Origin of the sequence: Pararhizobium sp. PWRC1-1, from assembly GCF_049897905.1 — a bacterium.
Classification (GTDB): Bacteria; Pseudomonadota; Alphaproteobacteria; order Rhizobiales; family Rhizobiaceae; genus Pararhizobium.
This window is the reverse complement of the sequence record NZ_JAFCXE010000039.1, coordinates 1-10,637: the sequence shown is the minus strand read 5'-3', so window position 1 is coordinate 10,637 and position 10,637 is coordinate 1. Positions and strand designations below refer to the sequence as shown.

At 58.3% G+C, this 10,637-nt stretch carries 14 protein-coding genes and 1 pseudogene; 9 read left to right on the top strand and 6 right to left on the bottom strand.

All coding sequences use genetic code 11. From position 1 onward, the window contains the following. Positions 1-52 precede the first annotated feature (52 nt). Positions 53-418 (bottom strand): hypothetical protein, encoded by a 366-nt coding sequence (locus ACP7E0_RS33170; RefSeq protein ID WP_426131410.1) that lies wholly within the window; start codon positions 416-418, stop codon positions 53-55. Positions 419-640: 222 nt separating this feature from the next. On the opposite strand from ACP7E0_RS33170, the gene ACP7E0_RS33165 reads away from it, so the two are divergent. Beyond that, positions 641-844: a heavy-metal-associated domain-containing protein gene (locus ACP7E0_RS33165; RefSeq protein WP_426131408.1), complete on the top strand. Its 204-nt coding sequence runs from the start codon at positions 641-643 to the stop codon at positions 842-844. Between the two features lie 38 nt (positions 845-882). Here the strand turns inward: ACP7E0_RS33165 and ACP7E0_RS33160 are convergent, their stop codons facing one another. Continuing rightward, positions 883-1,176: a hypothetical protein gene (locus ACP7E0_RS33160; RefSeq protein WP_426131407.1), complete on the bottom strand. Its 294-nt coding sequence runs from the start codon at positions 1,174-1,176 to the stop codon at positions 883-885. Positions 1,177-1,190: 14 nt separating this feature from the next. Beyond that, positions 1,191-1,478, bottom strand: coding sequence for a hypothetical protein (locus ACP7E0_RS33155; protein WP_426131405.1), 288 nt, complete (start codon positions 1,476-1,478; stop codon positions 1,191-1,193). Here ACP7E0_RS33155 and ACP7E0_RS33150 point away from each other — a divergent pair. From ACP7E0_RS33150 to cueR, 3 genes are all read left to right on the top strand, one after another. Continuing rightward, on the top strand, positions 1,465-2,028 hold the full coding sequence (locus ACP7E0_RS33150; protein ID WP_426131403.1) for a Crp/Fnr family transcriptional regulator: 564 nt from the start codon (positions 1,465-1,467) through the stop codon (positions 2,026-2,028). The two genes, ACP7E0_RS33155 and ACP7E0_RS33150, sit on opposite strands and share 14 nt — an antisense overlap. A 152-nt stretch (positions 2,029-2,180) precedes the next feature. Beyond that, a complete protein-coding gene (locus tag ACP7E0_RS33145) occupies positions 2,181-4,661 on the top strand; it encodes a heavy metal translocating P-type ATPase (protein ID WP_426131401.1) in 2,481 nt (826 codons plus the stop codon). A 15-nt stretch (positions 4,662-4,676) separates the two neighbouring features. After that, a complete protein-coding gene (cueR, locus tag ACP7E0_RS33140; RefSeq protein ID WP_426131399.1) occupies positions 4,677-5,117 on the top strand; it encodes a Cu(I)-responsive transcriptional regulator in 441 nt (146 codons plus the stop codon). Here the strand turns inward: cueR and ACP7E0_RS33135 are convergent, their stop codons facing one another. After that, positions 5,118-5,690: a cytochrome c gene (locus ACP7E0_RS33135; RefSeq protein WP_426131398.1), complete on the bottom strand. Its 573-nt coding sequence runs from the start codon at positions 5,688-5,690 to the stop codon at positions 5,118-5,120. A gap of 328 nt (positions 5,691-6,018) precedes the next feature. Here ACP7E0_RS33135 and ACP7E0_RS33130 point away from each other — a divergent pair, with 328 nt between their 5' ends. From ACP7E0_RS33130 to ACP7E0_RS33110, 5 genes are all read left to right on the top strand, one after another. Then, on the top strand, positions 6,019-6,243 hold the full coding sequence (locus ACP7E0_RS33130) for a hypothetical protein (protein ID WP_426131396.1): 225 nt from the start codon (positions 6,019-6,021) through the stop codon (positions 6,241-6,243). 142 nt (positions 6,244-6,385) lie between these two features. Further along, entirely contained in the window at positions 6,386-8,599 is a 2,214-nt protein-coding gene (locus ACP7E0_RS33125; protein WP_426131394.1) for a copper-transporting P-type ATPase, read from the top strand. Further along, complete coding sequence (locus ACP7E0_RS33120) at positions 8,596-8,808, top strand: DUF2933 domain-containing protein (protein WP_426131392.1); 213 nt, start codon at positions 8,596-8,598, stop codon at positions 8,806-8,808. Before ACP7E0_RS33125 ends, ACP7E0_RS33120 begins: the two co-directional genes overlap by 4 nt. Next, complete coding sequence (locus tag ACP7E0_RS33115; RefSeq protein ID WP_426131391.1) at positions 8,805-9,308, top strand: SRPBCC family protein; 504 nt, start codon at positions 8,805-8,807, stop codon at positions 9,306-9,308. Before ACP7E0_RS33120 ends, ACP7E0_RS33115 begins: the two co-directional genes overlap by 4 nt. Before the next feature lie 64 nt (positions 9,309-9,372). Then, entirely contained in the window at positions 9,373-9,813 is a 441-nt protein-coding gene (locus ACP7E0_RS33110) for a hypothetical protein (protein WP_426131389.1), read from the top strand. 49 nt (positions 9,814-9,862) lie between these two features. Here ACP7E0_RS33110 and ACP7E0_RS33105 read toward each other — a convergent pair whose 3' ends face one another. Both ACP7E0_RS33105 and copM read right to left on the bottom strand, forming a co-directional pair. Next, positions 9,863-10,195 carry a four-helix bundle copper-binding protein gene (locus ACP7E0_RS33105; protein ID WP_426131387.1) on the bottom strand — a complete coding sequence of 111 codons (333 nt, stop codon included), beginning with the start codon at positions 10,193-10,195 and terminating at the stop codon, positions 9,863-9,865. A gap of 15 nt (positions 10,196-10,210) precedes the next feature. Continuing rightward, positions 10,211-10,519: pseudogene (gene copM, locus ACP7E0_RS33100) on the bottom strand (CopM family metallochaperone); the annotation flags it as partial. Positions 10,520-10,637 lie beyond the last annotated feature (118 nt).

Genomic DNA, 10,637 nt, shown 5'->3' with positions numbered 1-10,637 from the left:
GGACGCAGACCTGCGACCGTGCCGAATCGACAACGTGCTCAATGACGTGGGATCAGAGTCTTGGGGGACGTACTGGCGGATCGACCAGTGAGGAAGCAAGCGCCACGTGAAAAGGAATAAGGAATCGATGGGCGGTCCAGCCGACGTACATCGACCACGAATGCGAGGTCGCCAGCTGAGCGACGATCGCCGTCGTACAGAGCACGGCTAGCGGGCACGACTTGCTCCCGCAGTCTGGTTCGCTCGGTTGTTCATCGGGACAGCATGGCATGTCGTCAGGCATGCCCATGCCAACCATACTATCCATCGCGGCAGGCTCCGAGGCGGCCATGGCACTGTCAGCCGCCCCGATGCCAATGGGACCGACGATGATCCCGAGCATGGCGGTCACGAACAGCAGTCGATGGATGACTTTCATGAGCCTCATGGTGTTAGTCTGGCACGGAGCCATCTTCATTGGAAGACATCTCACGAAAATGTGCAATCGACGGCTTCCACGCGAGGACATGGTCGCAAGTGGTTGATATCCCTTCGCGTGTACGGGAAATACAAAAAACGTTACATCCGGACTGGAGGCCCTTGACCCTCCCACCGTTGGAAGCCCCACATTCATAGCAACACATCGAAAGGAGACATCAAGATGTATGAGTTCACCATCCAGAACATGACGTGCGGCCACTGCAAGGGCACCGTCGAGAAAGCTATCAAAGCCGCCGATCCGGCTGCCGTCGCGACCGTAGACCTCGCGTCTAGGAAGGCGAGCGTCGAAACGACGCTGGACCCGGCCGTGATCGGCCAGGCGATCGAGGACGCGGGTTATCCAGTGTCGTACGCAAAACTGTGACATCTCTAACGGCCGCCCCAACCTCCCGGGAGCGGCCGTTATCCAGGCTCTTTATAGCCGCGCAACCTGTTGTAGGTGTCGATCTGCGCCTCAGTCAAAATGTCGAGCAGCTCCAGATGCGCCGCCAGGTGGACAAACCGCAGACGCGCGCGGCTCTCTTCGATCCTCGCCAGTTCCGCCTTCAGCTCCGTCGCCGATACGTCGCGCGCGCGGAACCTCGCTTCAAGGTCTTCTTCCAATGATACGTACCGCGCACCTTCCGCGATCGCTTCGCGCTGCATGTTTTCGAATACACTAAGAACGTTTCTTTTCTGATCCTCGCCGAGTGCCATTTGCTCCGCCATTTTCAAGACATGAGACGGCCCCGGCATTCCATTGAGTTCGGCGGCCTTAGCAAAACCAAACCACCTCCACGGCGTAGTTCAGAGATATCGTCGTCGGATAGGCTCTTGATTGCCCGCGCCTCATCCTCCGCATAGGCGGACTTGTGTTCGTGATGGACTTCTTGTGCGACAACGGCTGTCGGCAGCAGGATGGCCAGTCCGAGCAATACAGGCAGTTTCATTAGCTGGTCTCCCCAGAACGGTCGGAAACCTTTAGCCATCTGGCGGAGCTGTGACATGATAGCAATCATGTCTGATCTCATTTATCGGCTCTCTCCGCTATCGGTATCCGAAAGGACCATCGATGCAGGCGCGTTGATCTTTTTACAGGGAGGTCCCGTACGGGTGCTGCACATCGTCAGGACGGGGACAGTTCATCTTGTTCGCCATCAGCGGGACGGAGCCACGGCAGTGCTTCAGAGAGCAACTGCGGAGAAAATCCTCGCCGAGGCGTCCGTCTATTCGGACACCTACCTTTGCGACGGCTTGGCGGTGTCGCCCACAACGGTATCCCTGGTTCCCGTTGCCCATGTCAGAAGGCTGCTTGAGGCCGACGGGTCCTTCGCGAACCTCTGGGCCGCATACCTTGCAAGCGAGCTTCAGGCGGTTCGAAAGCGCGCGGAGATCATGTCGTTGAAGACCGTCAAAGCAAAGCTCGGTGCATGGCTTGCCTGGAACGATGGCGCTCTTCCTACCAAAGGTGCGTGGACGCAACTGGCCGACGACATAGGGGTGTCGCCCGAGGCGTTGTATCGTGAGATAGCAAAGGGACTTCGCGCGGGACCTCTCAAGGATGAATGAATTGTGCCGTTTCCCATTAACCTGGAAATCGAGCGCCCAGAAGTCAGCTTCGTTTAGCCCGATAAATTCCTACGACAAATTCAAAATAGCCCTTGACCTTCCCATCATTGGAAGGACTACATATATGAGCAGTTAGCAAAGGGATCACCCGAATGACTGCCATATCAAAGATTGAAATATCCAAATCCCTGCCCGTTCCGACTGATTTCGGGATTGAAGGCATGACCTGCGCATCGTGCGTCGCGCGGGTGGAAAAGGCCATCGCAGCAGTTCCGGGCGTTGCCTCAGCGACGGTCAACCTTGCCACTGAACGCGCCACCGTCACCTACGGCGAAGCGGTATCGACCGAAGCCGTTCTCCGGGCGATCGAAAAGGCTGGCTACGAACCCAAACTCGAAACCCGCGAGTTCGGTGTCGAGGGAATGACCTGTGCCTCGTGCGTGTCCCGCGTCGAAAAGGCCCTGAACTCCGTTCCGGGTGTGAGGCAAGCAACGGTCAATCTGGCGACCGAGAAGGCGACCGTCCGCATCGTTTCCGGAACGCCGATCTCCGCTCTGGAGAATGGCGTGCTTGCCGCGGGCTATGGAGTGCGCCGTATCACAGCAGACAGCCCCGCAGACGACAACGAGGATCGCCGTAACCGCGAGGCCAAGGGCTTGAAGATGTCCCTGGTCTTGTCGGCCGCGCTGACGCTACCTCTTTTCGTCCTTGAGATGGGGTCGCATTTCATCCCGGCCGTCCATGACTGGATCATGGTGACCATCGGTATGGGCAACAACCTTCTTATCCAGTTCGTGCTCGCCACCATTGTCCTCTTCGGACCTGGCATCCGCTTTTTCAGAAAGGGTATTCCCAACCTGTTTCGCTGGACACCCGATATGAATTCGCTGGTCGTGCTCGGCACCTCGGCCGCCTGGGGCTATTCGGTCGTCGCTACGTTTCTCCCGAGAGTCCTGCCTTTTGGCACCGCCAACGTATACTACGAGGCGGCCGCCGTAATCGTCACGCTGATCCTGCTCGGCCGCTACCTTGAGGCGCGCGCCAAAGGCAAGACCAGTCAGGCGATCAAACACCTTATCGGCCTTCAGGCGAAGACCGCCCATGTCAAGCGAGGCGAAGACTTCGTCGAGATCGAAATCGGCGACGTGGCGCTTGGCGACATCGTTCGCATCCGCCCCGGCGAGAAAGTTCCGGTCGACGGTCGCGTCACCGAAGGCGGTTCTTACGTGGACGAGTCCATGATCACTGGCGAACCCGTTCCGGTGAAGAAGTCCGCTGGCGACGATGTCGTTGGCGGCACAATCAACAAAACGGGGTCCTTCACCTTCGAGGCGACGAAGATCGGCGCGGACACGCTTCTTGCCCAGATCATCAAGATGGTCGAAGCCGCGCAGGGCTCGAAGTTGCCGATCCAGGCGCTCGTCGACCGGGTTACGGGATGGTTCGTCCCGGCTGTAATTGCGGCCGCTGCACTAACTTTCCTGGCTTGGCTGCTGTTCGGCCCCTCGCCGGCGCTCACTTTTGCTCTGATCAACGCCGTCGCCGTGCTGATCATCGCCTGCCCTTGCGCTATGGGCCTTGCGACCCCGACGTCCATCATGGTCGGCACTGGGCGCGCAGCCGAACTCGGCATCCTCTTTCGCAAGGGCGAAGCGCTCCAGACCCTGCGTGACGTCGATGTCGTAGCATTGGACAAGACTGGCACATTGACCAAAGGCAGACCGGAATTGACAGACTTCGTTGTCAGCGACGGCTTCGACCGCGCCGAAACGCTGCTGCTCGTGGCCAGCTTGGAGACGCAGTCCGAGCACCCGATCGCCGAAGCCATCGTCGCAGCAGCGAAGGCCGACGGCCTTTCACTTTCCAACGTCTCCGATTTCGAGGCTGCTCCCGGCTACGGCGTGAGCGGTCGGATCGACGGTCGGACGGTGCTGGTTGGTGCGGACCGGTCCATGACCAAGAACGGAATCGATGTCTCGTTTTTCGCGGACCAGGCGGCCGCCCTGGGCGATGCGGGAAAGTCTCCGCTCTATGTGGCCATCGATGGCAAACTGGCCGCAATCATCGCGGTGGCCGACCCCATAAAGGACACGACGCCGCAAGCCATCAAGACCCTGCATGGCCTCGGCCTCAAGGTCGCGATGATCACGGGCGACAACAGGCGCACCGCCCAGGCCATCGCTCGCCAGCTCGGCATCGACGAGGTAGTCGCCGAAGTCCTGCCGGACGGCAAGGTCGAGGCGGTCCGCAAACTGCGGAGCGGCGGGCGCAAGGTGGCGTTCATTGGTGACGGCATCAACGACGCGCCTGCCCTGACGGAAGCCGACGTCGGTCTTGCTGTGGGAACCGGAACCGACATCGCCATCGAGAGCGCCGATGTCGTGCTGATGTCGGGTGATCTCAACGGGGTGCCGCGGGCGATCACCATCAGCAAGGCGACGATCCGCAACATCCGGCAGAACCTGTTCTGGGCCTTCGCCTACAACGTCAGCCTCGTTCCGGTAGCCGCGGGCGTGCTTCATCCGGTAAACGGCACGCTTCTGTCGCCGATCCTCGCCGCTGGCGCGATGGGGCTGTCGAGCGTCTTCGTGCTGGCCAACGCGCTGCGTCTGCGGCGCTTCAAAACCGTTTGACGGAAGGAAACCACGATGAACATCGGTGAAGCATCCAAGGCTTCGGGCGTCTCGACGAAAATGATCCGCTACTACGAGCAGATCAAATTGATCACGCCTGCGCATCGGACCGAGTCGAGCTACCGAACCTATGGCGACAACGACGTCCATACGCTGCAATTCATCCGCCGTGCCCGTGACCTCGGGTTTTCGGTCGAACAAATGAAGACGCTCTTGGCCCTGTGGCGGGACCGTTCGCGCGCAAGTTCCGACGTCAAGGCGATTGCGCTTGAACACATCGCGGAACTCGAGCGCAAGGCTGCGGCGATTGCCGCGATGACGAAGACGCTCAGGCATCTCGCCAGCCACTGCCACGGCGATGAGCGTCCGGACTGCCCGATCATCGAGGGATTCGCTGAAACCCTTGGTACTGGAACAGGCGTGCCGTCCAAGTTCGGGCTGGCAAACGTTGTCTGATCAATCCGCCTTCATACGAAACCGAGCATGGCACGATGTGCACGTTTGAAGCATCAGATGAAAAGAATGCTCAGCGGGCATCGATTCCACTTCTCGCGCGGCATCGATCTTCTTAGCCAGGGGTCCGCCCATAATGGCCTCGCCCCCCTGCATTCGCGTTCCGGGGCCCAGAACATCGGGATTCCGATCAGCGGCAACAGACAGCGCGGATGCATAGATACGAAGATCGTTTGCCAACTTGTCAAACTGTTGGCGCTCGGTTTCGACGCTCGGGCTGGCTTTTGAGCCAGCCGTGGTGGCGGGACCGTCGAACAGCGCGGATAGGGTAGCTCCCGAGTGGCCCCGAATGGTCTCTGCGGCCGCTTTGAACGTTTTCGCCTCGTAGGGAGACGTGGCCTTGAACATGGCGTTGATGGTCTTGGCGGCATTTGCCATCGCCTTCATACCGTCCTGTCTCTGGACAACGCTTTCGGCCGCAGCGGTTTGGGCGGCGACCATAGGCAGCGCGATGGCGAATCCGGCTATCGGGAGCATACCAACTGCAAGTTTCGCGACGCTCGCACTCATCCTCATGCTACACTCCGTTTTACAGGAGGCTGTGCCTCCCGGTTTTGCCATCCCAGCAGATGGAGGCTCGCCCCCCGGGTCTGGAAACGTCCCGCGTTTGATCAAGGTCAACGCAACGACTGCATTCGCACCGCATAGTGCAAGAATACGATAAATGGGTCCGAGCGAAACATGGTTGCCTTAAACCGAACCATTGGGAGACACGCGAGAGAATTGCTGGCCGTTTTGGTCGCAATTATGTTCCTCTTCGCGCCGATGGCCGAGGCTGCTCCCTTCATCTGCGATAACGACTTACCCCAAGTTACACATATCGAAACGTCCATGGGTGACGTAGATGGACAAGGTGATCTCCACCCTGCTGAGCAGAGGGCTTGCTGCAAAAGCGTATGCAGCCTGTGCAACGTCATTCTTCCGGGTTCGGACCCTGGTGCTTTTCACCTCGATTCTGGCGCTCAGCGATACCTTGATTCTCAGCAGTCCATCACCGGCCTCAGCTCCTCACCTGCTCTCGGCCCTCCCCGATCCATTGTTTGAACACCTCCGCTCAACGGCGGGATGATCGTCGGTTGCCTGCGATACCCGCACGGCGACCATGTCGGTAACAACTGCCGACACCGCCGTACTGCGTCTCCTTGCGAAGTTTCGGACTAGCCAAGGGGGACGTCCCGGACAAGAGACGAACCAACACGGAGTTAAATCCAATGGATGATCAAAAGGGCCATAAAGGTCTCCACCACCATCATCACGGGCACGATGCTCAGGCCACACTGGCAGCAGAAAAAAGTCCGGTCACCGATCAGACGGAAGGCGTGATTTACACTTGCCCTATGCATCCGCAGGTAAGGCAAATAGGGCCTGGGAACTGCCCAATCTGCGGGATGACGCTGGAACCGGAAGTGGTGACAGCAGAAACAGGACCCAGCGCCGAATATCTCGACATGAGTCGCCGTTTCTGGATCGGACTCTTTTTGTCCGTGCCTGTGCTCATGCTGGAGATGGGTGGCCACCTCACCAATCTTCACATGGTGCTTGGTGCCCAGACCTCCAATTGGATTCAGCTCGTGCTTGCTACACCTGTCGTCCTATGGGCAGGCTTTCCATTCTTCGAGCGAGCATGGAAGTCGCTCGTCACCATGCGCCTGAACATGTTCACATTAATAGCAATGGGGACGGGAGTAGCGTGGACTTACAGCGTCGTTGCTACCCTTGCGCCTGATCTGTTTCCAGCCACGTTCCGCTCCGCAGACGGTTCGGTCGCCATTTATTTCGAAGCTGCAGCCGTCATCACGGTACTGGTATTGCTTGGACAAGTGCTGGAGTTGCAAGCCCGGGAACAGACCGGTGGTGCCATCCGTGCACTTCTTGACCTTGCCCCTAAGACGGCACGCCGCGTCCGCGATGGTGTCGATGAAGACATCGACCTGGAGATGGTTGTCGTCGGGGATCGGCTTCGGGTTCGCCCCGGTGAAAAGGTCCCGGTCGATGGCAGCCTTATCGAAGGACGCAGTTCGGTTGATGAATCGATGATCACAGGTGAACCGATGCCCGTCACCAAGGAAGTCAGTGCAAAGCTGATAGGCGGCACGATGAACCAGACCGGTGGCTTCGTCATGGAGGCAGGAAAAGTCGGCCGCGACACCATGCTGGCGCAGATCGTCCGCATGGTTGCGGACGCCCAGCGCTCGCGAGCGCCCATCCAGCGCCTGGCCGACGAAGTTTCCGGTTGGTTCGTCCCCGTGGTGATCGGGATTGCCATCGTCGCATTCGCGGCATGGATGATATGGGGACCAGAACCGCGCTTTGCCCACGGCCTTGTAGCCGCAGTCGCAGTGCTCATCATCGCATGCCCCTGCGCATTGGGCCTTGCGACACCAATGTCGATCATGGTGGGCGTTGGCCGGGGTGCAGGTCTTGGTGTCTTGATCAAGAATGCCGAAGCCCTGGAGCGTTTCGAGAAAATCGACACATTGGTCGTCGACAAGACCGGAACCCTGACCGAGGGGAAACCCAAGGTAACTTCGATGGCGGCGATAAATGGGTTCACAGAATCCGAACTGCTGCGACTGGCGGCAACACTGGAACGGGCAAGCGAGCATCCACTGGCAACTGCCATAGTCAACGCGGCGACGGAACAGCAGCTGGTTCTCGGCGTCGCGGAAGATTTCGATAGCCCGGTTGGCAAAGGGGTCACGGGAAGCGTTGACGGACGCAGGCTCATCATAGGCAGCCACCGCATCATGGAGGAAGCTCATATCGACGTCTCGGCTCTTACCAGCCAGGCGGAAGCGATGAGGGGTGAAGGCGCAACGGTAATCTTCATCGCGATAGACGGCCGTGTTGGAGGCCTTTTGGCGATCTCCGACCCAATCAAAACGACGACGCCAGATGCAGTTCAAGCTTTGCTGAAGGCAGGGGTCCGGGTCGTCATGCTGACCGGCGACAACAAGACCACGGCCGACGCAGTTGCCCGGAAGCTCGGGATCACCGAGGTCGAGGCCGAAATCCTGCCGGAAGACAAAAGCAAGATCGTCAAGCGTTTGCGGGAAGAAGGCCGGATCGTCGCCATGGCCGGAGATGGGGTGAACGACGCCCCTGCCCTGGCTGCTGCAGATGTCGGAATTGCTATGGGAACCGGCACGGATGTCGCGATTGAGAGCGCAGGCGTCACTCTGCTCAAAGGCGATCTGCAAGGGATTGTGCGGGCTCGCCAACTGAGTCATGCGACAATGAACAACATCCGGCAGAACCTGTTCTTCGCCTTCATATATAACGCGGCTGGTGTACCCATTGCCGCCGGAGTGCTCTACCCCTCGTTCGGACTTTTGCTGTCGCCGATCATCGCAGCGGCCGCCATGGCGCTTTCGTCGGTAAGCGTGATTGGCAATGCCCTGAGATTGAGGAGCGTGCGGATATGAGATGGGATCGAAACTGGACGCTACTTGCTGCGTCGCTCGGCGTTATTTTCGCCTTTTTCCTTCTGCGCGAGCACTGGGCGCATGCATTTGGTCTCGTGCCCTACGCTATCCTGTTAGCTTGCCCCGTCCTGCATCTATTCCATGGCCACGGTGGTCACGGCCACACCTCGCACAGCGAGGACCGCGTAGAAAAGGATGAAACACGTTGATCTATGCACATTCCGCACAGGCAGATGTTGAGGTGGCGACGTCGGCAGAACGGCTATTTGACTACATGGACGACCAGGCAATCCCCGGCACGCACATGCAGAGATCGTCAGCAATGATGTTTTGGGGGAGCATGGCGTATGATTTTGACAAAGCTCGCGGTCGAAGCGTCGGTTCGGTGATCAAGATGACCGGAAAAGTAGCTGGTTTGGAACTATATGTGGAGGAAGTCGTCATTCAGCGGCAACCACCGTTTCTAAAATCATGGGAAACGGTAGGAGAGCCGCGCCTTCTCGTTATCGGAAGTTACCGGATGCGCTTCCAAATAGAGGATAGCGGGCGTCTCTGCCGTCTCCACGTGTTTATCGACTACAACTATCCAACTTCCGTGGTTGGCCGGATCGCTGGGACCTTGCTCGGTGCAATCTACGCAAGATGGTGCGTTAACCGGATGGCGGCGGCTGGCAAGGCGGCATTTACGGCCAAACTCGGTCCTGACTGACACTGCGACAGTCGAGATGGCGATGGACGTATCAACGAGAGCAGCCCGCTCTGAGGATAAGACGATGCTCGATAAAAGTAAGTGGTCACCCTCGGCAGTGCTTATGGCGATGACGGGGATCATCGTCGTCTGCATCGGGGTCTATTTTGTTCTCTTTCGCCCGCCCATGCTGCCGGAGGACGTGCGTTATCTACAGTTGACCGACGCCGACCTGTCAGCTCTCGGGCAGCGCTTGAGAGATTGGCTTGGGTATGTCTTTGTGGTCCTTGGAGGCTTCGCAATGGCAACGGGTATTCTTATGATTACGCTTGCCGCTACAGCCTTCCGTTCGCGAGAGCCCATAGCAGTGTTCGGCTCCATCCTTGGCGGCGCGGCTTCGATTGGGACGATGACAGCCGTCAATTTCGCGATCAACTCCGACTTCAGGTGGGCACTGCTTGCTCTCTTCGCCCTTTGGGCCGCGAGTTTGATCGCCTACTGGCTGGAAGGGGCAAAGGCTCGATGATACTGCGTGTTGGGGGAGAGCACGGATGACAGTGCTCTCCCCCAACTTTTCAGGCCGCCATCTTAGTGCAACTCTCCGCACAGCGACGGCAAGCCGCCACACACGACTCCATGTCCCCAACATGCTCACAATCCTCGGCGCATTGAGCGCAGATTTCGGCGCACTCTCGGCAGACGTGCTTGTGATGCTCTGAACCAATGAGCATAAAATGAGCCGAAGTTCGGCAGATTTCCGCGCAGGCTATCATGAGCTTGAAATGTTGCGGCTCGGTGTGCTTGCCGCCCATTTCCAGGCAGTGGCCCATCGCCATCGACAGGCACTCGCTGTAGCAGCACAGGCAGTTGTCGATGCACGTTTTCATTTCGTCTGAAAGGTGATGCATGCTCCTACTCCCTTCCTACTTTGCTTCCTTGTCGAGCCACTCAGTCATCTCGGCGATTTCTTTGGTCTGCGCCTCGATGATCTTTTGGGCCGTCTTTTTGGCCCATTCATTGTCACCATATTTCAGCTCGACCTCGGACATGCTGATCGCACCCATGTGATGGGCGATCATCCCGCAAACGAAGGCAACGTCGGCGTCCTTCTTCATCATGCCCTGCATCATGTTCATGTGCATCGACTTCATGCCTTCCATTGATGCCTTCTGATAGTCGGTCATCATGTCGCCCATGCCCATGTCACCAGACATCATATCCATCTTTGACAGTAAGCGCGTAGGCCATCCCACGTATCTTTAGGACTGCTGATCGGCGATTTTCTGCATGAATCATGCGGAGAATCCTATGAGCGACAGTGTGAATCACCCTCGAACCTTTGAGGTTTTG